This window comes from Streptomyces sp. NPDC048172 (assembly GCF_043202595.1).
In the GTDB taxonomy this organism is placed as follows: domain Bacteria; phylum Actinomycetota; class Actinomycetes; order Streptomycetales; family Streptomycetaceae; genus Streptomyces.
In genome coordinates, this window is record NZ_JBIDAT010000009.1 from 108276 (window position 1) to 130647 (window position 22372).

At 73.5% G+C, this 22372-nt stretch carries 25 protein-coding genes; 14 read left to right on the plus strand and 11 right to left on the minus strand.

Features of this window, described 5'->3' with window-relative positions; translation table 11 throughout:
* The first annotated feature begins 7 nt into the window (after positions 1–7).
* The gene (locus ACGF3A_RS34365; RefSeq protein WP_393734367.1) at positions 8–274 is read left to right on the plus strand and encodes a GlsB/YeaQ/YmgE family stress response membrane protein; all 267 of its coding nucleotides are present in this window, start codon (positions 8–10) and stop codon (positions 272–274) included.
* A gap of 27 nt (positions 275–301) precedes the next feature.
* Here ACGF3A_RS34365 and ACGF3A_RS34370 read toward each other — a convergent pair whose 3' ends face one another.
* Positions 302–883, minus strand: a complete 582-nt coding sequence (locus ACGF3A_RS34370) for a TetR/AcrR family transcriptional regulator (protein ID WP_393734368.1) — start codon at positions 881–883, stop codon at positions 302–304.
* 96 nt (positions 884–979) lie between these two features.
* Here ACGF3A_RS34370 and ACGF3A_RS34375 point away from each other — a divergent pair, with 96 nt between their 5' ends.
* The 6 genes from ACGF3A_RS34375 to ACGF3A_RS34400 all read left to right on the plus strand — a co-directional run bounded on the left by ACGF3A_RS34375 (position 980) and on the right by ACGF3A_RS34400 (position 8763).
* Positions 980–2257 (plus strand): NADH:flavin oxidoreductase/NADH oxidase family protein, encoded by a 1278-nt coding sequence (locus ACGF3A_RS34375; RefSeq protein WP_393734369.1) that lies wholly within the window; start codon positions 980–982, stop codon positions 2255–2257.
* A gap of 278 nt (positions 2258–2535) precedes the next feature.
* Positions 2536–3909 (plus strand): alkaline phosphatase family protein, encoded by a 1374-nt coding sequence (locus ACGF3A_RS34380; RefSeq protein WP_393734370.1) that lies wholly within the window; start codon positions 2536–2538, stop codon positions 3907–3909.
* Positions 3910–3993: 84 nt separating this feature from the next.
* Complete coding sequence (locus tag ACGF3A_RS34385) at positions 3994–5316, plus strand: MFS transporter (RefSeq protein ID WP_393734371.1); 1323 nt, start codon at positions 3994–3996, stop codon at positions 5314–5316.
* An 18-nt stretch (positions 5317–5334) separates the two neighbouring features.
* Complete coding sequence (locus tag ACGF3A_RS34390) at positions 5335–6432, plus strand: zinc-binding dehydrogenase (protein WP_393734372.1); 1098 nt, start codon at positions 5335–5337, stop codon at positions 6430–6432.
* A 59-nt stretch (positions 6433–6491) separates the two neighbouring features.
* Positions 6492–7958 (plus strand): aldehyde dehydrogenase family protein, encoded by a 1467-nt coding sequence (locus tag ACGF3A_RS34395; RefSeq protein ID WP_393734373.1) that lies wholly within the window; start codon positions 6492–6494, stop codon positions 7956–7958.
* Positions 7959–8004: 46 nt separating this feature from the next.
* On the plus strand, positions 8005–8763 hold the full coding sequence (locus ACGF3A_RS34400; protein WP_393734374.1) for a class I SAM-dependent methyltransferase: 759 nt from the start codon (positions 8005–8007) through the stop codon (positions 8761–8763).
* Here ACGF3A_RS34400 and ACGF3A_RS34405 read toward each other — a convergent pair.
* Positions 8750–10201: a pyridoxal phosphate-dependent decarboxylase family protein gene (locus tag ACGF3A_RS34405; protein ID WP_393734375.1), complete on the minus strand. Its 1452-nt coding sequence runs from the start codon at positions 10199–10201 to the stop codon at positions 8750–8752. The genes ACGF3A_RS34400 and ACGF3A_RS34405 overlap by 14 nt on opposite strands.
* Positions 10202–10404: 203 nt before the next feature.
* On the opposite strand from ACGF3A_RS34405, the gene ACGF3A_RS34410 reads away from it, so the two are divergent.
* Positions 10405–11298, plus strand: a complete 894-nt coding sequence (locus ACGF3A_RS34410) for a LysR substrate-binding domain-containing protein (RefSeq protein ID WP_393734376.1) — start codon at positions 10405–10407, stop codon at positions 11296–11298.
* A gap of 31 nt (positions 11299–11329) precedes the next feature.
* On the opposite strand, the gene ACGF3A_RS34415 is transcribed toward ACGF3A_RS34410, so the two are convergent.
* The 4 genes from ACGF3A_RS34415 to ACGF3A_RS34430 form a co-directional block, all read right to left on the minus strand.
* Complete coding sequence (locus ACGF3A_RS34415; protein ID WP_393734377.1) at positions 11330–11749, minus strand: hypothetical protein; 420 nt, start codon at positions 11747–11749, stop codon at positions 11330–11332.
* Positions 11746–12177, minus strand: a complete 432-nt coding sequence (locus tag ACGF3A_RS34420) for a hypothetical protein (RefSeq protein WP_393734378.1) — start codon at positions 12175–12177, stop codon at positions 11746–11748. The genes ACGF3A_RS34415 and ACGF3A_RS34420 overlap by 4 nt, the downstream gene beginning before the upstream one ends.
* Before the next feature lie 120 nt (positions 12178–12297).
* On the minus strand, positions 12298–13005 hold the full coding sequence (locus ACGF3A_RS34425; RefSeq protein ID WP_393734379.1) for a VOC family protein: 708 nt from the start codon (positions 13003–13005) through the stop codon (positions 12298–12300).
* A 177-nt stretch (positions 13006–13182) separates the two neighbouring features.
* Entirely contained in the window at positions 13183–13416 is a 234-nt protein-coding gene (locus tag ACGF3A_RS34430) for a hypothetical protein (protein WP_393734380.1), read from the minus strand.
* Between the two features lie 115 nt (positions 13417–13531).
* Between ACGF3A_RS34430 and ACGF3A_RS34435 the strand changes: the two genes are divergently transcribed.
* Positions 13532–14254: a VOC family protein gene (locus ACGF3A_RS34435; protein ID WP_393734381.1), complete on the plus strand. Its 723-nt coding sequence runs from the start codon at positions 13532–13534 to the stop codon at positions 14252–14254.
* Between the two features lie 52 nt (positions 14255–14306).
* Here the strand turns inward: ACGF3A_RS34435 and ACGF3A_RS34440 are convergent, their stop codons facing one another.
* Together ACGF3A_RS34440 and ACGF3A_RS34445 are read right to left on the minus strand one after the other, a co-directional pair.
* Entirely contained in the window at positions 14307–14600 is a 294-nt protein-coding gene (locus tag ACGF3A_RS34440) for a DUF1330 domain-containing protein (protein ID WP_393734382.1), read from the minus strand.
* Between the two features lie 36 nt (positions 14601–14636).
* Positions 14637–15230, minus strand: a complete 594-nt coding sequence (locus ACGF3A_RS34445) for a TetR/AcrR family transcriptional regulator (RefSeq protein ID WP_393734383.1) — start codon at positions 15228–15230, stop codon at positions 14637–14639.
* Between the two features lie 95 nt (positions 15231–15325).
* On the opposite strand from ACGF3A_RS34445, the gene ACGF3A_RS34450 reads away from it, so the two are divergent.
* Positions 15326–16282 carry an alpha/beta hydrolase gene (locus ACGF3A_RS34450; protein ID WP_393734384.1) on the plus strand — a complete coding sequence of 319 codons (957 nt, stop codon included), beginning with the start codon at positions 15326–15328 and terminating at the stop codon, positions 16280–16282.
* Positions 16283–16327: 45 nt separating this feature from the next.
* A complete protein-coding gene (locus tag ACGF3A_RS34455) occupies positions 16328–17101 on the plus strand; it encodes an NAD(P)-binding domain-containing protein (protein ID WP_393734385.1) in 774 nt (257 codons plus the stop codon).
* Positions 17102–17116: 15 nt separating this feature from the next.
* Here ACGF3A_RS34455 and ACGF3A_RS34460 read toward each other — a convergent pair whose 3' ends face one another.
* Complete coding sequence (locus tag ACGF3A_RS34460; protein ID WP_393734386.1) at positions 17117–17578, minus strand: winged helix-turn-helix transcriptional regulator; 462 nt, start codon at positions 17576–17578, stop codon at positions 17117–17119.
* A gap of 83 nt (positions 17579–17661) precedes the next feature.
* On the opposite strand from ACGF3A_RS34460, the gene ACGF3A_RS34465 reads away from it, so the two are divergent.
* Together ACGF3A_RS34465 and ACGF3A_RS34470 are read left to right on the plus strand one after the other, a co-directional pair.
* Entirely contained in the window at positions 17662–18861 is a 1200-nt protein-coding gene (locus ACGF3A_RS34465; protein WP_393734387.1) for an MFS transporter, read from the plus strand.
* Entirely contained in the window at positions 18839–19906 is a 1068-nt protein-coding gene (locus ACGF3A_RS34470) for an HD domain-containing protein (protein WP_393734388.1), read from the plus strand. The genes ACGF3A_RS34465 and ACGF3A_RS34470 overlap by 23 nt, the downstream gene beginning before the upstream one ends.
* A gap of 1 nt (position 19907) precedes the next feature.
* On the opposite strand, the gene ACGF3A_RS34475 is transcribed toward ACGF3A_RS34470, so the two are convergent.
* Entirely contained in the window at positions 19908–20324 is a 417-nt protein-coding gene (locus tag ACGF3A_RS34475) for a nuclear transport factor 2 family protein (RefSeq protein ID WP_393734389.1), read from the minus strand.
* A gap of 252 nt (positions 20325–20576) precedes the next feature.
* On the opposite strand from ACGF3A_RS34475, the gene ACGF3A_RS34480 reads away from it, so the two are divergent.
* A complete protein-coding gene (locus ACGF3A_RS34480; protein WP_393734390.1) occupies positions 20577–21410 on the plus strand; it encodes a helix-turn-helix domain-containing protein in 834 nt (277 codons plus the stop codon).
* 31 nt (positions 21411–21441) lie between these two features.
* Here ACGF3A_RS34480 and ACGF3A_RS34485 read toward each other — a convergent pair whose 3' ends face one another.
* Positions 21442–22269: a methyltransferase domain-containing protein gene (locus ACGF3A_RS34485; protein ID WP_393734391.1), complete on the minus strand. Its 828-nt coding sequence runs from the start codon at positions 22267–22269 to the stop codon at positions 21442–21444.
* Positions 22270–22372 lie beyond the last annotated feature (103 nt).

Below are 22372 nucleotides of genomic sequence, written 5' to 3' on the forward strand. Positions count from 1 at the left end.
GGACGCCATGGGCATCGTCAGCTGGATCATCCTCGGCCTGCTGGCAGGCGGCATCGCGAAGGTGCTGCTGCCCGGACGGGACCCGGGCGGACTGGTGGGCACCACCCTCATCGGGGTCGCGGGGGCGTTCCTCGGCGGCTGGATATCGTCCAACTTCCTGGACCGGCCCATCCAGAAGGAGTTCTTCGACCTGCCCACCTGGGGCGCCGCGATCGGCGGTTCCCTCGTCCTGCTCATCGGCTTCCGGCTGCTCTTCGGCAACTCCCGCGACTGACGGACGCCGCGGTCCGTCTCCCCGCCCTCAGAGCGCCGGGGAGGCCGCGAGCAGGGCGAGGATGGCGGTGCGGACCTGGGTGGTGACCGCCTCGGGGGTGGAGGCGTCGAGCTTGCCGTCGAGGTGGAGGAACGCGAGGCCGTGGACGAGGGCCCACACCGGGGTCCAGAGGGTGTCCGGGTCGGCGCCGGGGAAGGCGCGGCGGACGATGTCGCGGACGTACTCCGAGATGACCTCGGTGGCGCTGACCCGTTCCTCGCTGGCGGGGTCGCAGGGCTCGGCGAACATCGCCCGGAACAGCGCCGGGTGGTCGAGCGCGAAGCGTACGTAGGCGACGGCGACGGCCGCGAGGTCGTCCGGGGTCGCGGGCGCGGGGTGGGCCGCGGCCAGGTGTTCGGCGAGCTCACGGTAGCCCTCGGCGGCGACGGCGGAGACGAGCGCGTCGCGCTCCGGGAAGTGGCGGTAGGGCGCCGTCGCCGAGACGCCCGCGCGCCGCGCGACGGCCCGCATCGACAGCGCGGCGCTGCCGTCCTCCTCCAGCAGCTCCCGCGCGGCACGCAGGCAGGCCGCGCGCAGGTCGCCGTGGTGGTACGCACTCGCTTGTGGCACAGGTCACGCTCCCTCATGTGTGCACTGCTTACATTCACTGGTTAATGTGAGCAGTGCACACATCCTAAGTGATCGACCAGGGAAGAGAGGAAGCGGATGACCAGCGAGCTGTTCTCGCCGTTGTCCCTGCGCTCCGGACAGGTGCTGGGCAACCGCGTCGCGAAGGCCGCCATGGAGGAGAACCTGGCCGGGGACGGCCAGCTCCCCGACGCGCACCTGCTGGCCCTCTACCGCCGCTGGGCCACGGGCGGCACCGGACTGCTGATCACCGGCAACGTCATGGTGCACGCCGAGGCGCTGACCGGACCCGCCGGTGTCGTGCTCGACGAGGCGGCGCCGCTGGAGCCGTTCGCCGAGTGGGCCGAGGCGGCGAAGTCCGGCGGCGGGGCCGTGTGGATGCAGATCAACCACCCGGGCCGCCAGGTGCAGGCCGGGATGCCGGGCGTCGTGTGGGGCCCGTCCGCCGTGGGCGTCGACCTGGGCAGGCACAGCGGCCGCTTCGGCCACCCCGTCGCCATGACGCCCGGGCAGATCGAGGCCACGGTGGGCCGCTTCGCCGTCACCGCACGCCGCGCCGAGGAGGCGGGCTTCGACGGGGTGGAGATCCACGCCGCGCACGGCTATCTGCTCTCGCAGTTCCTCTCGCCCCTGGTCAACCGGCGCACCGACGCCTGGGGCGGCTCGCTGGAGAACCGGGCCCGGCTGCTGCTGGACGTCGTCCGCGCCGTGCGCGAGACCGTCTCGCCGTCCTTCGGCGTCGGGGTGAAGCTCAACTCCGCCGACTTCCAGCGCGGCGGCTTCGACGCCGACGACGCACGGCAGGTCATCGAGATGCTCGAACCCCTCGGCGTCGACCTGATCGAACTGTCCGGCGGCAGCTACGAGAGCCCGGCGATGACCGGCCGCCCCGCCGAAGCGCGCGACCGGGCCGGTGGTGACGCGCGCGGGGACGCCCGTACGCGGGCCCGCGAGGCCTACTTCCTGGACCTGGCCCGGGACCTGGCCCGCACCAGCCCGGTCCCGCTCATGCTCACCGGCGGCATCACCCGCCGCGAGACGGCCGAGGCCGTGCTCGACAGCGGCGTCGCGCTCATCGGCATGGGCACGGCCCTCGCCGTCACCCCGGACCTGCCCGAACGCTGGCGGAACGGCCGCGAGGCCGACGGCCGCATACGGCCGGTCACCTGGTCCGACAAGGCCCTCGCCTCGGCCGCGAGCATGGCGCAGGTCCGCCACCAGATGCGCCGCGTCTCCCGCGGCGGCGAGCCCAGGCCCGGCACCCACCCCGCGCGCGCCCTGCTCTGCGAGCAGCTCCAGCAGCGCCGGGCCCTGCGCCGTTACCGCACCTGGCTGACCACGTCCCGGGCCGCCTAGCCGTCTCCGGCGCCCTCGTCTCGGGGCGGCTGGACAGGGGCTGCCCCGCCTGTCTGTCGCAGACCGCGGGTCGTGGGTGGTTGCTCGCGCAGTTCCCCGCGCCCCTGAGGCCTCAGGGGCGCGGGGCAGCCATGAACCGCCGGGCAGCAAGGCCCACGAGGCGCCTGTGACCTGCTGGTTATCGGAGCCATAGGTGAAACGGGGGTTCCTCGGGCGGAGCGGTCACGGGACGCTCGGAGCGCTTCAGATTCCCGTCGCAGAAGCGCGAGGAGCCCTTCGTGAAATCTCGGACCTTCACGGTCAACGACCGCTCGTACACGATGCCGGACAGCCCCGTCGTGGTGATCTGCATCGACGGCAGCGAGCCCGACTACCACCTGGAGGCGGCCGCGGCCGGGCGGATGCCGTGGCTGAGCAAGGTCCTGGCGAACGGCGGCACATCGTGGCCCGCGCACTGCGCGATGCCCGCGCTGACCAACCCCAACAACGTGTCGATCGCGACGGGGCACCCGCCGCGCAGGCACGGCATCAGCGGCAACTACATCTTCGACACCGCGACCGGTGAAGAAGTGCTGATGAACGACAAGCGGTTCCTGCGCGCCCCCACCCTCTTCGCCGCGGCCAACGACGCCGGGCTGGACGTGGTCGTGGTGACCGCCAAGGACAAGCTGCGGCGGCTGCTGGGCGCCGGGCTCGTGGAGGACGGCCCGGCCCTCGACGGCCCCGAAGGGGCCGACGGCTTCGTCGCGCCCCGGCGGCGCGGCATCTGCTTCTCCGCGCAGAAGGCGGACGAGGCCACCGAGGAGGCCAACGGCATCGGCCAGGTGCTGGAGCTGGTGGGCAGGCCGCTGCCGGACGTGTACTCCGCGGAGCTCAGCGAGTTCACGCTGGCCGCCGGGGTGGAGATCCTGGCCACCCGGGGCGCCGACCTGATGTACCTCTCCCTCACCGACTACATCCAGCACAAGCACGCGCCGGGCACCGAGACGGCCAACGCGTTCTACGAGATGATCGACCGTTACGCCGCGAGGCTGGACGAGCTCGGCGCCGTCGTCGTGCTGACCGCCGACCACGGGATGAGCGCCAAGTCGGACGCCGACGGCTCCCCCCGCGTCGTCTACGTCGAGGACGAGGTACGGGAAGCGCTGGGTACCGGGGACGGGGGCGGGGACGGGGACGCCGAGGGGCTCCGCGTCATTCTCCCGATCACCGACCCGTACACCGTGCACCACGGCGCGCTCGGCTCGTTCGCCAGCGTCCATCTCCCCGCGGGCGCCGACCGTACGGCCGTCGCCGAGGCCCTGCGCGGCATCGACGGGGTGCAGGAGGTGGCGGAGCGCGCGGAGGCCGTGGAACGGTACGCGCTGCCCGGCGACCGCATCGGCGACCTGGTCGTCCTCGCCGAGGCCGGAACCGCGCTCGGCCGCTACGCGGCCTGGCACGACCTCAGCCAGCTCGACGCGCCGCTGCGCTCCCACGGCGCGCTGGGCGAACTGCGGGTTCCCTTCCTCATCAACCGGCGGCTACCCGAACGTGCGGCGCAGGACAGCCGGTTGGCCGAGGCTGCCCGCGTCCACAACTACGACGCGTTCTGGGTGGCCACCACGCTGGTCGCCGAGGCGGGAACGCCCGCCGGGACACGCACCGAGTAACGCTCCGCCCTCCTCCGCTCCCCACATCGCCAGATTGGTTGAGAAGCCATGCCGGAGCCTGGAAAAGCAGTGTCTGAAAGAGCGGTGTCCGCACAGCGGGAAGCGTCCCCGCACGACGCGGACCCCGAGCTCGCCCCGGTATCCCGGCGGGCCTTCACCCGGCTGAAGTGGCGCATGCTGCTCGCGGCCATGTTCTGCTACTTCTTCTTCTACACCGGCCGCCAGACCTTCGGCTTCGCGATCCCCGGCATGGAAGAGGATCTCGGGCTCAGCAAGACCACCCTGGGCGCGATCAGCGGCATCCTGCTGTGGTGCTACGCCGCCGGGCAGATGATCAACGGCAATCTCACCGACAAGTGGGGCGGCCGGCGCATGATGAGCGCCGGTGCCGTCCTCTCCACGGTCCTCAACTGGGCCACCAGCTTCGGCACCGGCGCCCGGAGCCTGGGCCTCCTGTGGGGCATGAACGGCTACGCGCAGTCGCTGGGCTGGCCCGCGGGCGGGCGCGTCATCTCCAACTGGTGGACGCCGCACGAGCGCGGCAAGAGCTTCGGCTTCTACACCTTCGCCGCGGGCATGGCCTCGGTGCTGGCGTTCGTCACCTCGACGCTCGTCGTCGACACCTTCGATCTGGACTGGCAGTGGATCTTCCGGGTGCCGGTGCTGCTGATGCTGGTGGGCGGCGTGGTGTTCTACGTGGTGGCCCGCGACACCCCGGCGCAGGCCGGGGTGGCCGCGCCCGAGGAGTTCAGGGACGACACCGAGCACACCGAGATCGACCGGCCGGACGCACAGGCCGAGGGCGGCTTCCTGCAGCGCTACAAGGCCGTGCTGCGCATCCCGAAGATCTGGTCGACCGGCATCGCCATCGGCTTCCAGAACGCCGCCCGCTACGGGCTGCTGGTGTGGGTGCCCGTCTACTTCCTCGGGGACGACTGGGAGGACGGCGGCGGCGACAGCGGCGTCAGCCCCGTATGGATCTCGGTCGCGCTGCCGGTCGGCATGGCGGTGGGCGCGCTGGTCAACGGGCAGCTGTCCGACCGCCTCTTCGGCTCCCGGCGGGACCGGCCCATCGTGCTGTTCATGCTGCTGGGCGCGGTCGCCTCGCTCACGATGTACCTCGCGCCGCTGAGCACCGCCACGGGCATCGGCGTCCTCTTCCTGACCGGCTTCTTCGTCTACGGGCCGCAGTCCTCCTTCTGGGCCCTGTGCCCGGACATCGCGGGCAGGAAGATGGCGGGCACCGCGACCGGCGTCGTCAACTTCTTCGCCTACCTCTTCGCCGGGGGCGCCGAACCGCTGGTCGGCGCGGTCATGCACGCCACCGGGAACACCGACCTGATCTTCCCCATCGTGGCCGGCGCCTGTACGTGCAGCGCCCTGGTCGCCCTCACCATCCGACGCTAGGCAGGGACGGGACGCACCATGACGACCGAACTGAGCAGCCGTACGCCGGAACAGCGGCTGAGCGCGACCGCCGCCGTGTGGGCGGGCCTCGACGACGGCTTCACCGTCGGTCCCCAGCCGCTCCCCGAACTGGCGCCCGGCGAGGTGCTCGTACGCGTCGAGATGGCCACCGTCTGCGGCAGCGACCTGCACACGCTGGCGGGCGACCGGCCCACGCCGCTGCCGACCGTGCTGGGGCACGAGGCCGTCGGGGTGGTCGAGGCGACGGGCGGCACGCCGCGGCTGTCCGACGGCACGCCGCTGCTGCCGGGGCGGCGCGTGACCTGGACGATCGGCACCTCGTGCGGCGCCTGCCGCCCGTGCTCCCGGGGCGCCTCGCAGAAGTGCGTCCACGTACGGAAGTACGGCCACGAGGAGTTCTCCGGCCGCTGGCGGCTCAACGGCGGGCTGGCCACGCACTGCCATCTGGCCGAGGGCACGGGCGTGGTGGCCGTACCGGACGAGCTGCCCGCCGAGGTCGCCGCGCCGGTCAACTGCGCGACCGCCACCGTGGTGTGCGCGGCGCGGCGGGCCGGGCTCGCCGCGGGCGACACGGTCGTGGTGACGGGCTGCGGCATGCTGGGCCTGACCGCCGTCGCCTACGCCCGTGATCAGGGCGCCCGGCACGTGCTCGCCTGCGACGTGGACCCCGCGCGCCGCGCGGCGGCCGTACGCTTCGGGGCCACCGCGAGCTGCGCCCCGGAGGAACTGCCCGAGGCGGCACGGCGGTTCGGGGCCGACGTGGTCCTGGAGCTGTCGGGCAGCGGCAGCGCCGTGCAGACCGCGCTGGACATCGTCGGGCTGGACGGGAGCGTGGCGCTCGTCGGCTCGGTCTCCCCCGGCCCCGAGGTCCGTATCGAGCCGAACGCCTTCGTCCGGAACCTCTCCTCCGTCGTCGGCTGCCACAACTACCGCGTGGACGACCTGGCCGAGGCGGTCGCCTTCGTCGCCCGTACGCCCCACCGGGAGCTGCTGGCGGGCCTGGTCTCCCGGCCGTTCGCCCTGGAGGACATCGACGGGGCCGTCGCCGCGGCGCGCGAGGGCACCTGGCCCCGGGTCGCCGTCCGCATGACGTGAGAGCCCGGAGTCCCCCGCATCCCCTCCCCCTCCCCCTCCTACCTGTTACGGAGCACCCCATGGCGCACCCGAAGACGGACCCGCACCCGGACCACCTCCTCAACCACGTCTCCGGCCGCTGGCTCGGCGCCCGTTCCGGCCGTACCCGCGCGAACGTCAACCCCGCCGACACCACCGACGTCATAGGCGAGTTCGCCGAGTCGGGGGCCGCCGAGGTGACCGCCGCCGTCGACGCGGCGGCCGGGGCGCAGGCCGCCTGGGACGCCGAGGGTCCCATCGGCCGCGCCAAGGTGCTCTCCGCCGCCGTGCGCCTGATCGAGGAGCGCGCCGAGGAGTTCGCGCGGGCCGTCACGCGCGAGCAGGGCAAGAGGCTCAGCGAGAGCCGCGGCGAGGTCAAGCGCTCCCTGGCCATCCTGGACTTCACCCTCGGCGAGGCCCGGCGCATCAACGGGGTGACGACCCCCGCCGAGGAGCCCCGCACGATGGCGATGACGTTCCGCCGCCCGCTCGGCGTCGTCGGACTGATCACGCCGTGGAACTTCCCCGTCGCCATCCCGATGTGGAAGGTCGCCCCCGCCCTGGTCTCCGGCTGTACGGCCGTGCTCAAGCCGTCGCCGCTCACGCCGTGGACCTCGGCGCTGCTGGTGGCCGCGTTCACCGACGCGGGCGTGCCGCCCGGCGTGCTCAACCTCGTGCAGGGCGACCGGGAGCCGGGCGAGGCGCTGGTGGCCGACCCGCGCGTGGCCGGGATCTCCTTCACGGGCTCCCTCCCGGTGGGCCGGGCCATCAACCGCGCGGGCGCCGGACGGCTGCTGCGCACCCAGCTCGAACTGGGCGGCAAGAACGCGCTGCTGGTCCTCGCGGACGCCGACATCAAGGAGGCCGTCGACGCCATCGTGCACGGCGCCTTCGGCCAGAGCGGCCAGCGGTGCAGTGCCACGAGCCGCGTCGTCGTCGACAGGGCGGTGAAGGCGGAGCTCCTCGACGCGCTGCTCCCCCGGGTCGCCGCGATGCGGGTGGGCGCCGGCACCGAGGAGGGCGCCGACATCGGCCCCGTCGTCAACGAGGAGCGGATGCGGGCCTGCCTGGACGCGGTGGACTCCGCCCGTACGACGGGGGCCCGTATCGCCTGCGGCGGGGAGGCCGCCGAGTGCGCGACCCTGGGCCACTACGTCCAGCCGACGGTGCTGACCGAGGTGCCCTGGGACAGCGAGATCGCGCAGGAGGAGGTCTTCGGCCCGGTTCTCTCGGTCATCGACTGCGACGGCTACAAGGACGCGATGCGCATCGCCAACTCGGTGCGGTACGGCATGTCCGGCACCGTCTTCACCCGGGACCCGGCGCTGATCTTCCAGGCCCTCCAGGACTTCCAGGCCGGAATGCTGCACGTCAACCGCCCCGGCGTCGGCGCCTACGCCCACCTCCCGCACATGGGCGCCAAGGCCTCGCAGCTCGGCGCGCCGGAGTGCTCGCCGGAGGTCTGGGACTTCTACACCGACCTGCGCTCGGCCTGTATCCGATACTGAGCGGGAGGATCACGCGCGATCACGCCGACGAAAGGCTCCGCCTCTCATGAGCAGTGTCTATCAGGACGAACGTCTGGCCCATTCCTACGAGTCGGGCAACGAGATGCCCGAGAGCGCGCTGCGCGCCTGGGTGGAACTCTTCGCCTCGCACAGCGACCGGCCGTCCCCGGCCGTTCTCGAAGTGGGGGCCGGGACGGGCATGTTCGCCGCCGGGATGGCCCGCTGGATCGAGGGCGCGAGCGTGCTCGCGGTGGACCCCTCCGAGCCGATGCTGGCCGAGGCCCGCCGCCACAACCCGCACCCCGCCGTGCGCTACCTCCCCGGCTCGGCGGAGGCCGTGCCCGCTCCGGACGGGTCCTTCGACCTGGTCCTGCTCTCCCGGGTGATCCACCACGTGCCCGACCGCCCGGCGGCGGCCCGTGAGCTGGCCCGCGTGCTCCGGCCCGGCGGCGTGGCCGTCGTCCGCACCACGGTCAGGGAGCGGCTGGACGCGGTGGTGTACGACTACTGGCCGGAGGTGCGGGAGAGCGACGCCGGTCGCTTCCCCCGCGAGGACGACCTCGTCGCCGACTTCACCGCCGGGGGCCTCGACCCGTACCGGACCACCTCGTTCGCCCAGCCCGTGGCCCGGAGCCTGCGCGAGTACCACGCCCGGATGGCCACCCGGCCGCAGTCGAAGTTCGCGCATCTGACGCCGGAGCGGTTCCAGGAGGGCCTGGAGCGTCTCGCCCGCGCGGCGGAGAGCGGACCGTCCGACGAGCCCGTCCTCGAACGGTACGACGTGCTCTCCTTCATCCGCCGCTGACGGACTGCCGGACCGCCCCCCTGAGCGCCTCCGCGATGCGGTCCACGTCCGTCTCGTCCGTACGCCAGTTGCTGAACGCGGCCCGTAGCGCGGGGACGCCGTCCAGGACCGTGGGCGTCAGCAGGGCCTCGCCCGTGTCCGCGACGGCGCGGGCGAGGCCCTGGAGCTGCTCCATGGCGGGTGCCGTGCCGTCCTCGGTGGCCCCGGTTGTCACGGTTGTCACGGTGAAGCAGACGATGTTGAGCCGCACCGGGGCCAGCAGCCGCAGCCCGGGTACGTCCGCGAGGCGCTGCCCGAGGAGGCGGGCGCAGCGGAGGTTGCGCGCGACGATGTCGCCGTGCCCCGCACGGCCGTACGCGGCGAGCGCGAACCAGGCCGGAAGGGCGCGCAGCCTGCGGGAGTTCTCCGGCGTCAGATGGACGAAGTCGGGCTCGGCGCCCTCGTCGGGGGCGCCGAGGTAGGCGGCGGCGTTCTGGAAGACCCGGGTCTGGAGCGCGCGGTGCCGGGTGAACTGCACGGCGGCGTCGTAGGGCACGTTCAGCCACTTGTGCAGGTCCACGCAGACCGAGTCGGCCGCCTCGATGCCGTCGAGCAGGTGTGCGTGGTCCGGGGAGAGCGCGGCGAACGCGCCGAAGGCGGCGTCCACGTGCAGCCAGAACGGACGGCGCTCGCGCAGCTCGGCCAGCGCGCGGAGGTCGTCGAAGTCCCCGGTGTTCACGGTGCCCGCGTTCGCGACGACGACGGCGGGGCGCGGGTCGGCGTCCAGCTCCGCCGCGAGCGCGGCGACGTCCACGGCCTCGCGCCCCGGCAGCAGCGGCACGGTCCGTACGGCGTCCCGCCCGGCGCCGAGCAGCGAGAGGGCCTTGAACACGCTGGAGTGCGGGGCGCCCGACAGCACGCGGAACGGGCCGTCGAGCGCGCCGAGCCCCCGCTGCGCGACGGAGACGCCCTGCTGCTCGCCGACCCACTCCCGGGCGAGGGCGAGCCCGACGGTGTTCGACATCGTCGCGCCGGTGACGAACGCGCCCCGCTGCTCCGCGCCCAGCCCGAACAGCTCGCGCAGCCGCTCGACCGTCTCGCGCTCCAGCTCGGTGGCGGTGGAGTCGCCGCCCCAGACGACGTTCTGGTCGTACGCCGCGACCAGCCAGTCCCCCATCAGCGCGGCGGGGGTCGCCCCGCCGGTCACGAAGCCCAGGTAGCGGGGCCCCGCGCTCCCCGAGAACCCGGGCTCCCAGCGCCGCGCGAACTCCTCCAGCGCGCCCCGCGCCCCGGCTCCGGTCTCCGGCAGCCCGGCGCGCGGCCGTACGGTCCCGGTCCCTGTCCCGCCCCCCGCGACGGGCCGCTCGCCGAGGCCGTCCAGCATCGCCGTCGCGCCCTGCCGGACGGCGTCCAGAAGATCGGGCAGTTCCGCGAGGTCCGCCGCAAGACGAGGGTGCACATCCGCTCCACAGGCTCGTTCCGAAGTGCTGGGATTCCGGGGTTCCGGGGTTCAGCAGTCCGGAAACTAGCCCGCGGACCAGGCCACGTCATGGGCCAATCGCGCGGGAGTGGCCCGGCGGAGCCCGGCGGAGCCCGGCGGAGCCCGGCGGAGCCCGGCGGAGCCCGGCGGAGCCCGGCGCGGCGCGTGGGAGGCTGGCGGCCATGGTGAGCCTGATCCAACTGGAAGTGCTGGTCAAGGTCGTCGAGTGCCGGGGCTTCTCGGGGGCCGCGAAGGCCCTGTTCATGAGCCAGCCCGCGGTCTCCCAGCACATCAGGAACCTGGAGAGCTCCTACGGCGTACCGCTCGTGCACCGCACCACGCAGGGCGCGCGCCCCACGCCCGCCGGGGACCTGGTCGTGGAGCACGCGCGCGAGGTGTTCGCGCTCCTGGACTCCCTCGACCGCGCCGTGGCCGCCTACCGCGGCCTGGGCGGCGGTCAGCTGGTCCTCGCCGGGACGACGACGCTGGGCACCTATCTCCTCCCCCGCCTCGTCGCCGACTTCTCCGTACGGGCGCCCAAGGTCACCTGTCAGATCCGGGTGGGCAACGAGGACGCCGTGGAGGCGTGGCTCGTGCGCGGGGAGGCCGCGCTCGGCCTGTGCGTGGACACCCCGCGCGACGAACGGCTCCAGGCCGAGGAGATGTTCCAGGAGAACATGGTCCTCGTCGCCTCCTCCGGCTCCCCGCTGGTCGGCCGCGAGCTGACGGCGGCCGACCTGGAGGGGCAGCGTTTCCTGATGCGCGAGGTCGGCTCCGCCACCCGCCGGATCCAGGAGCGCTCCCTGCGCGCCTGGGGGCTGGAGGCGGCGGAGCAGTGGGACCTGTGGGGCCCGGACACCCTCAAGGAGGCGGTGTACGAGGGCCTCGGCGTCACCCTGCTCTCCGAGCACGCCGCCCGCCGGGAGATCCGCTCGGGCATCCTCAGCACGCTCAGCGTCACCCCCGCGCCCCCGACGCGCGCCGTCTCCCTGGTGCGGCGCGCCGACCGCGTCCTCACCCCGCCGGAGGAGGCGTTCGTCCAGCTCGTACGGTCGGTGGCGGCGTGGCCCGCATGACCCGGGCCTGACCGGACCCGGGCCGGTCCCGTCAGGCCGGGTAGTACCGGCTCCAGGGGCTGCACTTGGCCTTCTTCGTCCACGAGGTGCAGACCTTCACGCGGACCCTCCAGCTCTCGCCGAAGTCCCCACGGACGGTCCGGACCTTCTTCCCCTTGCTGCTGAAGTACCGCTTCGGGTGGCCCTCGGCCTGCACGATCGCCTTCGTCCACCGGCCGTTGTCGTAGCGGTCGGTGATCTTGATCTTGTCGCCCTTGTCGTAGTACGTGACCTGCGTCCAGCGGGTCTTCGAACTGCGGCAGAACGCGGCGGGCTCGACCATCACGGCCTGGCACGTGGTCTTCTTCACGCGCGGGGCCGCCTCGTCCGCCTGCGCGACGGCGGGCGCCGCGAGAAGGGCGGGCACGAGCAGCGCGCCCGCACCCGCGGCCACGAAACGCTTTCCGGTCATGTCGTCCCCCACCCGCTCCAGTCGGAGCACTTGGCCTTCTTGCTGAATGAGGTGCACACCATGAGGCGCACCTTCTTGCCCTCGGTGAATTTGTTGCCGATGATCCTGCGCTGCTTCCCCTTGCTGGAGAAGACCGCCTTTCCGCTCCCCTTGACGTGAAGCACGACCTTCGTCGACCGGCCGTTCGCGAAGCGGTCGACGATGTCGACCTTGTCCCCCTTGTCGTGGTAGCTGGCCTGCGTCCTGCCCTTCGAGCTGGACTCGCAGCGCGCGTAAGGCTCCCGGAATTCCTCGCAGTAGGCCGCCGCTTTACGCGCCTCCGCCCCCGAGCCGTTTCCGGCGTAAGCGGTGGTGGCCCCCGCGGTCAATCCGCCACTCGCGACCAGAACGGCACACGCGTACGCGGCCGTCTTCCGTACTGTTCTCATGCAGTCGTCCCCCAATTTCCCGTGCCGCGGAATTCCGTAACGGACGCGACAGCAGCAGAGTGCACGGCCGCCCGGAAACGGACCAGGACTTTCGGGGACACCCGAAACTCTCCCCGGAACTCACGGGGTCAGGGGCCGCACCTGGAGTGTGAGGCCCTCGGGGCTGGTCACGCGGAGTACGTCCTCGGTGCGGGTCGCGGCCTCCGGTCCGTACGCCCGTGCCCGTACGGCGACGGCTTCCGGGTCCTCGACGCCGACGGCGAGTTCCCAGCGCGGAGTGGAGGGGACGGGGCGGCGGGCCGGGACGAAATCCGCGCGGGCGAGGCTGGCGCCCAGGACCTCGCGGTAGAAGTGCCGGGCCTGGTCCGGCTGTTCGCTCGCCAGGACCATGCGCTGGGGTGTGCCGGGCACGCGGGGCGGGAGGTTCCACCCGCCGAACGTGTACCGCTGCCACAGCGAGAACGCGGCGCCCAGCGGGTCGACGAGCATCGCCATCCGGCCCTGGTCGCCCGCGTCGAAGGGCGGGACGACGAGGCGCGCGCCCTTCGACGTCGCGGCCTCGATATGGCCGTCTACCTCGTCCACGGCCAGGTAGTGGGCGAAGTGCGGGGCCGCTCCCGGCGGATACACCGGGTTCGCCAGGTCGCTCACGCCGCCGATCAGGTGGCCGCCCGCGGAGATCTTGGTGGCCCGGCGCCAGTCCTCCTCGTCCACCGCGAAGCTCCACCCGAGGACCTCCGAGAAGAAGGCCGCCGTCCCGGGAAGGTCGCGGGTCTTCAGGTCCATCCAGCAGAATTCGTTCACTGAACCCAGACGGGCGTCGGTCATCTGTGCTCCTTGTCGTCCGGGGCCTGGGTACCAGCCACCCCCTCGGCTTCACAAACGGATTTCCCTGTTTCCGCCGTGAGTTCACCGAGTGGCCGCCGGAGGGCGGAGAACGGACGTGCCAGCGGGCGCCGTTCTTCAGCCGCCGCCGGTCAGGAGCCGCCCCTCAGGCGCCGCCCGTCAGGAGCCGCCCGCCCAGTCCCAGCGGCACGGGTCCACGCGCCGGGGCCGGTACAGCGCGCCCGCGCCCGTCCCCGCCCCGGGCCCCTCGCCGATCCCGGAGACGAGGAACGCGCCCTCGCGCAGCTCGGCCCCGACCTCGCCGGAGACGCCGGACACGTCCAACCGGAGGCCGTCGAGCGGTCCGCCGATCAGCTCGACGTGGTCGTGCGCCTGACGCGGCAGTTCTTCCACGGCCCCAGCCTCGCACCCGCCACTGACAACTCCGCCCAATCCAGGCGCCGTGTCGCCGCGCACCGCATACGCTCGCGGCGGCGACGGTCGCCCGGCAGAGCGAAAGGCACGGGAAATGACTTCTCAACTGTCCGCGGTCTGCGTCGACGCGCTCCAGCCGCCGCGCCTCGCGCGGTTCTGGTCCGGGGTCCTCGGCAGGCGGACCGTCGAGGACGCCCACGGCGGCCTCACGATCCCGCCGGCGGACGGCACCGGGTTCCGCCTCCGCTTCCCCCGGGTCCAGGAGCCGAAGACGGGCCGGAACCGGATGCACTTCGACCTGACGAGCACCTCGCTGGAGGACCAGCGGCAGACCGTGGACAGGGCGCTGGAGCTCGGCGCGCGCCCTATCGACGTCGGGCAGCGCCCGGAGGAGGGCCATGTGGTGCTGGCCGACCCCGAGGGCAACGAGTTCTGCGTCTGCGAGCCGGACAACGCCTTCCTCGCCGGTTGCGGCTTCATCGGGGCGCTGGCCTGCGACGGTTCGCAGGAGGTCGGGTACTTCTGGAGCGCGGCGCTGGGCTGGCCGCTGGTCTGGGACCAGGACGAGGAGACCGCCGTCCAGGCGCCGCACGGCGGCCCGAAGGTCACCTGGGGCGGCCCCCCGCTGATGCCGAGGGCGGGCAAGGACCGCCTCCACTTCGACCTCGCTCCCCCCGCCGGAAGCGATCAGCGGGCGGAGGCCGAGCGCCTGCTCTCCCTCGGCGCGAAGAGGGCCGACGCCGCCGGAGACGGCACGGGACGGCTGGCAATGACCGACCCCGACGGCAACCCGTTCAGCCTGCTGCCGACCGGGTGACGCCGAGGGCGACGGACCGATGAGTTCCGCTCCCGTCCGTGGTCAGTATCGGTCAGTCGAGGCCTTCGACGATGCGGAAGTCGCGCTCGACGCCGTCGGAGAGGGCGGCCAGCGCCTCCTGGTAGGCGGCGCTCTCGCGCGCCGCGACGGCCTGCTCGAAGCTGTCGAACTCGACCAGGACGGTGCGCTCGGCGATTCCGGCGTCGTACGCCACGACCCGACCGCCGAGGACGAAGGTCCGGCCGCCCGCGGGCTCGACGGCCAGGCGGGCCAGCTCGTTGTAGGCAGCCAGCTTCTCGGGGTCGGAAATGGTGCGGTAGACGCTGACCCAGTAGCCCTTGGGCATGGAACCTCCAGTGTTGAGATGAGTGCGACTGCGCCGTTACGGTCCGCCCCCGGCGGCGAAGTGCGGCAGGACCATGTCGATCAGTGCGTCCACGTCCGCTTCGGCCATCGGCTCGCCCGTCATGCCCATGCGGTGGAGCAGGACGCCGACGACGACGTCGATGAAGAAGAGCACCCGGTGCTCCGGCTCGTCCAGGGCCTCCTGGAACGCGAGGCGGTACGGGTCCTGGAAGCGCGAGGAGAGGATCGCGCGCAGCGCCGGGTCGCTGACGGCGTCGCTGAACACGCCCGCGAACGCGTCGCCCACGCCGGGTTCGGCGACCTTCGCGGCGGTCCAGCGGATGGCCGCCGTCATGATCCCGGCCCGGTCGTCGCCCTCCAGCGGCGCCGGGCCGAACGCGTCCAGGAGGCAGTCCACGATCAGCTCGCCCTTCGTGGGCCAGCGCCGGTAGACCGTCGACTTGGCGACCCCGGCCGCGGCGGAGATGCGCTCGACGGTGGCCCGCGCGTACCCCAACTCCTCGACCGTGCGCAGCGTCGCGGCGAACACCGCGGCGTTGACTCCCGCGCGGGGACGGCCGGGGGGCCTGGCGGAGGGCCCGGAGGGCCCGGCGGGTGTGGTCGAGGTCATATCCCGCAGGATACCTTGTTTCGCTACCTTGGGTATCGATACTCAAGGTAGCGAAACCCAAGGCAGCGAAACTCTCTGAGCGAGGAGCCCCGCGCATGGACGAGATCACCTTTGCCGACCGCCCGCCGGAGCCGGACTACGCGACGCTGACGCCCGAGGGGCTGATCGCCTTCCGCGAGGCGGAGAACCGCGTCCGGGCCTCCGCGGCGGCGCGCGTCGTCCTCGGGCGGCCGGACCCCGAGGCCACCATCGCGTGGCGGGAAGTGGCGCTGCCCGGCCGCGACCTGCCCGTCCGGGTGCACCGGCCGCAGGGCGCGGAGCGGGGCGGCGCGCTGCCGCTCGTGCTCCATGTGCACGGCGGCGGGTTCGTCGGCACGGCGACACAGTGCGACTGGGTCACCAGCCACGTCGCCGCCCGGCTGCCCTCGGTCGTCGTCTCCGTCGAGCACCGGCTCATCGACCCGGACACCCCGCTGTCGGCGGCCGTCGACGACGGCTGGGACGTGCTCCGGCACGTGGTGCGGAACGCCGGGGAGTGGGGCGTCGACCCGACACGGGTCGCCGTGTTCGGCGAGAGCTGCGGCGGACTCGTCAACGCCCTCGTGGCGCTGCGGGCCAGGGAAGCCGGAGCGGCCCTCAGGGCGCAGGTGCTGGTCAACCCGGCCGTCGATGTGACGGAGGCGATGTTCGACCACGCGTCCATCGCCGAGTACGGGCACGCCCCCGGCGCCGCCGAGCCGCTGCTGCGCTACTTCCGGCGGCTCGCCGTCCCCCCGGGCACCGACGCCTCCGAAGTCCGCGCGCTCTCGCCGCTGCACGCCGACGACCTGAGCGGGCTGGCCCCGGCGCTCGTCGTGGTCCCGACCCACGACGCGCTGGCCGATCACGGCCGCCGCTACGCCGAGCGGCTGCGCGGCGCCGGAACGCCCGCGCGGCTGACCGAGTACCCGGGGGCCCCGCACGGGTTCCTCAGCATGCCGGGCCTGGAGGAGCAGGCCCATCCCGCGCGGACGGAGATCCTGGACTTCCTCCGGGCCTCCCTCGCGGACTGACCTCACGAGCTGACACGACATCAACGCACCGAGGAGAAGCACACCATGCAGCGCATCGGCATCATCGGGGTCGGCGAGATCGGCAGGGCCCTCGTCGCGGGCCTGTGCGAAGGCGGCGGCGGGGACGACGAGGCGCCGCGGGTGCACCTCTCCCCGCGCGGCGCCCGTACGGCCGCCGAACTGGCCACCCGTCACCGGACCGTGGAGGTCTGCGCCGACAACCAGGAGGTCGTGGACCGTTCCGAGATCGTGCTCGTCGCCGTACGCCGCCAGGACCGGCACGAGGCGCTCGCCGGACTGACGGTGGGCGACGAGAAGATCGTGGTCAACGTGATGGCGGGCGTCGCCAACGACGACCTGCGCGGCACGCTCGCCACCGGCGCCGCGATCGTACGGGCGATCCCCCTCCCCTCCGTCCGCGAGCGGCGCTCCCTCACGGTGACGTACCCCTCGCACCCGGCGGTGGACGCGCTCTTCACGCGCCTGGGCGGAGCGCTCCCGGTCGCGGACGAGGCGGCGTTCGACGTGTTCTCCGCGCTGACGGGGACGCTGACCAGTCACTACGCGTACCTCGCCACGCTCACCTCCTGGGCCGCCGGGCACGGCATCGCGCCCGAGGACGCGGACAGTTACGTGCGCGGTCTCTTCCAGGGCGTCGGCCGCGCGCTGAGCGACGAGTCGCGCTCGCTGCACCAGCTCGCCGCCGACCACGAGACCCCGAAGGGCAACAACGAGCGCATCCGCACCACCTGGTTCACCGAGACCAACGCCGAGGACCTCCACAAGGCCCTCGACGGACTCCTCGACGACCTGAGGTGACCCGCCCGACAGCCGCTACGACACCTTCCGCACCTGGGTGGAATCGCTGCCCAGGGGCGTGCCGTCGGTGCCCGTCGGCGTGAACTCCGGTACCGGCGTGCCGCGTGCGTCGACGAGGGTCGAGCGCGCCTCGCCGGGCTCGAAGGCGTGCCGCTCGCCCCACTGCCGCAGGGTGAGGACGACGGGGAAGAGGTCACGCCCCGCGTCGGTGAGCACGTACTCCTGACGCCGTCCCGAGGGCGCGGCGCGCTGGGTGAGGAGTCCGTGGGCGATGAGCTTGCGGAGACGGTCGGTGAGGATGTTCCGCGCGATGCCGGTGCGGCGCTGGAACTCGGTGAACGACCGCGCCCCGTCCATCGCGTCGCGGACGACGAGCAGGCTCCACCGGTCGCCGACGAGGTCGAGCGTACGGGCGACGGGACAGTCCGGGTCCGTCCAGCCGGAGCCCGCGGCGCGCGAGCTGCTGCTGCTCGGCATGACACCTCCAATGAGTTGCGGATTGAAACCATCATGCCGTACCGTCCGAACGGTTGCAATCTGCTACTAACTCAGGGGGTGCCATGGACACGTGGCGGCGACTGCTGCTCGCGGTGGTGTGCGGTGTCGCGGTGGCGAGCGTCTACGCCGCGCAGCCGGTGCTGGAGCCGATGGGACGCGACCTCGGCGTACCGGCGGAGCTGACCGGCTGGATCGTGGCGACCGGCCAGTTCGGCTATCTGGCGGGCCTGGTGCTGCTGGTGCCGCTCGGCGACGTGACCGACAGGCGGCGGCTGATCGCCGCGCACCTGGCACTCACGGCGGCGGGCCTGGCCGTCACGGCGTCGGCGGCGGCGACGGCCGCGTGGACCGCGTTCGCCGGGCTCGCGGCGGCCGGGCTGTTCGCGGTCGTGGTGCAGACCGCGGTCGCCTACGCCGCGTCGGTCTCGCCGCCCGCCGAACGCGGGCGGAACATCGGCGTCGTCACCTCCGGCGTCGTCGTCGGCATCCTGGGCGCGCGGGTCGTCACCGGGGCGCTGGCCGAGGCGTGGGGCTGGCGGAGCGTCTACGCCACGCTCGCGGCGCTCTCCCTCGGCCTCTCCGCCCTCGTCCTCGCCGTCCTGCCGCCGGAGGAGCGCCCCGCGCGAGCAGCCGGGTACGGGCGTGCCGTCGTCGCGCTCGGCGGGCTGTTCGGGGAGCGCCTCTTCCTCACGCGCGGGCTGATCGCGTTCTTCCTGTTCGCCTCGTTCGGCACCCTGTGGAGCGGGCTGTCCCTGCCGCTGTCGGCCGCGCCGTGGCGGCTGGACGAGAGCCAGATCGGGCTCTTCGGCGTCGCCGGGCTCGCCGGGGCGCTCGGCGCGGCACGCGCGGGCCGGTGGGCAGACCGGGGCCGGGCGGCCCCGGTCACCGGCCTCGCGCTCGTCCTGCTCCTCCTCTCCTGGGCGGCGATCGCCCAACTGCCCCGGTCCCTCGCGCTCCTGGCCGCTGGCGTCGTGCTCCTCGACTTCGCGGTCCAGGCCGTGCACGTCAGCAACCAGCACCTGCTGACCGCCGCGCACCCCGAACGCACCAGCGCCGCCATCGGCGGCTACATGGTCTTCTACTCCCTGGGCTCCGCCCTCGGCGCCGCCACCACGACCGCCGCCTACGCCGCCCACGGCTGGCCGGGCCCCACCCTCCTCGGCGCCGCCTTCGCGCTCTGCGCCCTGACCGTATGGGCCGTCGGACGGCGCTTCACCAGCGCGGGTTACAGTCCGGCTCATGGTGATTTCCGCGTCCGGTGACGTCGCTCCCGCGGTCGCCGATGTGCTGGGTGCCGGCGGGGTGTTCAGGGATCCGCTGTGGCGGGTCACGGTCGAGCTCAGCGAGCTGGAGCGGGAGCTGCTCGGGGCGTGGTGGGTGCGCAGGCTGGGGTTCGTGGCGCACGCGGGGGCCGCGTCGATCGCGGCGACCCAGTCGTACACGCGGCTGGAGCACTCCCTCGGACTGCTCGCGCTGACCGCGCACTTCGCCCCCGGCGACGCCGTGGCACGGGCGGCGGCGCTCCTGCACGACGTGGGGCATCTGCCACTCAGCCACACCTTCGAGGGCGTCGCCGGTCTCGACCACCACCGGCTCGGCGCACGGCGCATCGGCGAGCTGGCCGGGCTGCTGGCGGCGCACGGGGTGGACGCGGACGAGGTGATCGCCGTGGACGAGGGCACGCGGCCGTCCGTGCTGCGCGGCGGGCCCGGCGCGCTCAAGCTCGACCATCTCGAATCGCTCGTACGCAGCGGCCGGGCGCACGGCCGTACGCGGCAGGCGCCACCGGAGACGCTGGCCCGCCTGGAGATGGCCGACGGCGCGGTGAGCACGGACGCCGCGACGGGCGAGTACCTCGCCGAACTCGTCGCCGGGGAGGCCCGCTGGCTGTGCTCGACCGTCAACGCCGTCCCGTGCGGCGTCGTCCGCCATCTCGCCGCGGTCCTGCTCGACGCCGCCACCCCGGAACGCCGCGACGAGATCGCGGCGATGACCGACGACGAGTTCTGGGTGCTGCTGCTCACCGACCCGGCGACCGCTGACGCGACGCGCGCCCTGCGCCGCTCCCCGGACTGGCCGACCCGCGAAACAGACGCCACAGACGCCACAGACGGATCAGACGGACCAGACGGACCAGACGGCGGCGCCGGCATCGTCTTCACCGTCCACGGCCGCTATCTCGACATGCCGCTCGTCGACGGCCGCCCGCTGGCCGCCACCCACCTAGCGTTCGCCGAACTGCCCGCGCTGCCGTGGAGCTGCCGCATCCTGCCCCCGCCGGGGAGCGGGATCGCCCTCGCCGGGTGATCTACGGCGATGCCTCGCCCGCGAGGAGTCGGTGGGCGCGTGCCGTGTCGGTGTACTCGCGGACGCGGTGGACGAGGCCGTCGCGGAGTTCGAAGACGAAGCAGTAGGCGTTGCTGAACGGGCTGCCGTCGGGGAGCGTCGCCGTCACGGTCGCCTCCACCGTGGCCCGTTCGCCGTCGGTGTGGACGCCGAGCAGCGAGAAGCCGAGGTCGCGCGCGAAGAGCCGGGGCAGGTCCGCCGTGAAGAAGCGCGCGATCGCCGCGCTGCCCACCATGTGGTGCGGCGCGCCGAGCGCGCGGGCGACGGCGTTGCCCGGGGGCGAGAGCCACTCGGCGTCCTCGGCGAAGACCGCCGAGATCCGCTCGGGATCGTTGCTGACGAGCGCCTGCAGGGCGCCGGGGACGATGCTGTCGTTCATGGCCCCACTGTCGCGGGGGCCGGGCGCCGGTGTCTTGGAGAAATGTTCCGGCCGGTAGGGGGTTTCTGATGGATCTCCGTGGAGGAAGGAGCGGCGTCCGGTGCGTGCTCTCGGCGTGCCGGCCGGAAGTCCTCGTACTGGGCGTACTTGGTCTTTCGGCCGGTGCGGCGAGAGTGCGTGCCGGGCGTCGCGACGCCGCGGAGATCCATCAGAAGCTCCCTAGCCCGCCCCTCCCCCTCCTAGCATGGAGGCATGCGAACCGCCGTGCGCGTAGAGGCGGCCGTGGCCGGGTGGGACGTCGCGCGGCCGACGGCCCCGGGCCGGGTGCCCGGCGTCGGACTGGCCGGGTTCCGCAGCCGTGGCCCGCGCCCCGTCGACGTACGGGTGGTTCCGCACCCGGCCGTCACGCTGGCCCTGGAGTGCGGCGACGGGCCGCTCCTCGTGGACACCGCGACCGGACGGCAGCGGCACGGCGACCTCGCCGCCGGGTATCTGCACGGCGCCCTCCGCGTGCGCGGCGCCCGCGTCGAGTGCGTGCAGATCCGCCTCTCCCCCGTGGTCGCGCGCGCCGTGCTGGGCGTCTCCCCAGAGGAGCTGAACGGCACGATGGCCGCCCTCGGCGAGCTGTGCGGCGAGGGGGCGGTGGCGCGCGTACGGGAACGGCTGGCGGAGGCCGCCTCGTGGCGGGAGCGGTTCGCGGTGGCGGAGGAGTGGCTCGGCCGACGGGCGGACGCCGGGGCGCCGGTGGACCCGGAGGTGGCCCGCGCCTGGGACCGTATCGTCGCCAGCCGGGGGCAGGCCCGGATCGACGGCCTGGCGGCCGAGGTCGGCTGGAGCCGCAAACGCCTGTGGTCCAGGTTCCGTTCGCAGATCGGCCTCCCCCCGAAGCGCGCCGCGCGCCTCGTCCGCTTCGACCGCGCCGCCCACCGGCTGGCCGCGGGCGAGGGCCCGGTCACGGTCGCGGCCGACGGCGGCTACGTCGACCAGTCCCATCTCCACCGCGACGTCGTGGCGTTCAGCGGGGTGACCCCGGCGGCCGTGGTCGGCGGGCCGTGGATGGCGGTGGACGATCTCGCGTGGGCGTGACGGGCGCCCCGGGTGCTCCGGGTGCCCCGGGTCATCCGGCGGGGCTGCGCCCCCAGGCGGAGATCATGGGTGAGGTGGCCAGGTCGAGGCCGCCCGTGGCGACGTTGGCCAGGTGGCGGTCGATCTCCTCGTCCGTGGCCAGCCCCGCGGCGACGAGCTTGTCGCGGACCTGGAGGACGGTCGCCCTCTCCAGCACCGTGCACGCGGGCGAGGTCACCGGGAAGTAGGCGTCGGCCTGTACGTCCGCGAGTCCGGCCTCGCGCAGCGTACGCGGCAGCCTGCGCCCGTAGGCCAGGTCGGCGCCGCGCCCGCGCAGCAGTTCGCGGAAGCCGCGGCGCAGCCTGTTGGCGAGCTCCTGCTCGGGCCCGTACTCGTCGGGGCAGATCAGCGGCTGCAGCGCCGGGTCGGCGTCCTCCAGGATCAGCCACCCGCCGGGCCGCAGCGCCTCGGCCATCGCGCGCAGGGCCCGCTCGCGGTCGGCGACATGGACGAGGACGAGCCGGGCGTGGACCAGGTCGAACGGGCCTCCGGGCGGGGGCGCGTCGGCCGCCACGTCGTGCCGGAGCACCTCGAAGCCCGCGCCCTCCGGGGACACGTCCCGCATCCAGGACGTGTCGATGTCGGTGGCGACCACGTGTCCCTCCGGGCCGACGCGCGCGGCCAGCCATCCGGGGACGGTGGCGCCGCCCGCGCCGACCTCCCAGCACCGCCAGCCCGCGCCGACCCCGACCGTCTCGAAGTGCCGGAACGTCCACGGGTCGAACAGCTCCGACAGCGCGGTGAACCGCGCCCCCGCCTCGGCCTGCTGGTTGTCCAGGAGATACCCCTGGTCACGAGTGTTTTGCGCGTCCCTTCCCATGGGCCGATCCTCGCATCCGCCCCCCGTAGGTCCTGGCCTGATCACCGAGCGGCGGCCCCGGCGTATTCTCGCTGGGGCGTGTCGAGCGGAGGTCGGTGCAGGT

What these genes read in the sequence shown, in the direction of transcription:
- ACGF3A_RS34420 (WP_393734378.1), bottom strand. Translation starts at nt 12,177, where the DNA reads ATGAGAACAGTACGGAAGACGGCCGCGTACGCGTGTGCCGTTCTGGTC.
- ACGF3A_RS34365 (WP_393734367.1), top strand. Translation starts at nt 8, where the DNA reads ATGGGCATCGTCAGCTGGATCATCCTCGGCCTGCTGGCAGGCGGCATC.
- ACGF3A_RS34440 (WP_393734382.1), bottom strand. Translation starts at nt 14,600, where the DNA reads ATGCCCAAGGGCTACTGGGTCAGCGTCTACCGCACCATTTCCGACCCC.
- ACGF3A_RS34435 (WP_393734381.1), top strand. Translation starts at nt 13,532, where the DNA reads ATGACTTCTCAACTGTCCGCGGTCTGCGTCGACGCGCTCCAGCCGCCG.
- ACGF3A_RS34415 (WP_393734377.1), bottom strand. Translation starts at nt 11,749, where the DNA reads ATGACCGGAAAGCGTTTCGTGGCCGCGGGTGCGGGCGCGCTGCTCGTG.
- ACGF3A_RS34425 (WP_393734379.1), bottom strand. Translation starts at nt 13,005, where the DNA reads ATGACCGACGCCCGTCTGGGTTCAGTGAACGAATTCTGCTGGATGGAC.
- ACGF3A_RS34460 (WP_393734386.1), bottom strand. Translation starts at nt 17,578, where the DNA reads ATGCCGAGCAGCAGCAGCTCGCGCGCCGCGGGCTCCGGCTGGACGGAC.
- ACGF3A_RS34375 (WP_393734369.1), top strand. Translation starts at nt 980, where the DNA reads ATGACCAGCGAGCTGTTCTCGCCGTTGTCCCTGCGCTCCGGACAGGTG.
- ACGF3A_RS34400 (WP_393734374.1), top strand. Translation starts at nt 8,005, where the DNA reads ATGAGCAGTGTCTATCAGGACGAACGTCTGGCCCATTCCTACGAGTCG.
- ACGF3A_RS34470 (WP_393734388.1), top strand. Translation starts at nt 18,839, where the DNA reads ATGGTGATTTCCGCGTCCGGTGACGTCGCTCCCGCGGTCGCCGATGTG.
- ACGF3A_RS34465 (WP_393734387.1), top strand. Translation starts at nt 17,662, where the DNA reads ATGGACACGTGGCGGCGACTGCTGCTCGCGGTGGTGTGCGGTGTCGCG.
- ACGF3A_RS34410 (WP_393734376.1), top strand. Translation starts at nt 10,405, where the DNA reads ATGGTGAGCCTGATCCAACTGGAAGTGCTGGTCAAGGTCGTCGAGTGC.
- ACGF3A_RS34455 (WP_393734385.1), top strand. Translation starts at nt 16,328, where the DNA reads ATGCAGCGCATCGGCATCATCGGGGTCGGCGAGATCGGCAGGGCCCTC.
- ACGF3A_RS34445 (WP_393734383.1), bottom strand. Translation starts at nt 15,230, where the DNA reads ATGACCTCGACCACACCCGCCGGGCCCTCCGGGCCCTCCGCCAGGCCC.
- ACGF3A_RS34390 (WP_393734372.1), top strand. Translation starts at nt 5,335, where the DNA reads ATGACGACCGAACTGAGCAGCCGTACGCCGGAACAGCGGCTGAGCGCG.
- ACGF3A_RS34395 (WP_393734373.1), top strand. Translation starts at nt 6,492, where the DNA reads ATGGCGCACCCGAAGACGGACCCGCACCCGGACCACCTCCTCAACCAC.
- ACGF3A_RS34475 (WP_393734389.1), bottom strand. Translation starts at nt 20,324, where the DNA reads ATGAACGACAGCATCGTCCCCGGCGCCCTGCAGGCGCTCGTCAGCAAC.
- ACGF3A_RS34480 (WP_393734390.1), top strand. Translation starts at nt 20,577, where the DNA reads ATGCGAACCGCCGTGCGCGTAGAGGCGGCCGTGGCCGGGTGGGACGTC.
- ACGF3A_RS34485 (WP_393734391.1), bottom strand. Translation starts at nt 22,269, where the DNA reads ATGGGAAGGGACGCGCAAAACACTCGTGACCAGGGGTATCTCCTGGAC.
- ACGF3A_RS34450 (WP_393734384.1), top strand. Translation starts at nt 15,326, where the DNA reads ATGGACGAGATCACCTTTGCCGACCGCCCGCCGGAGCCGGACTACGCG.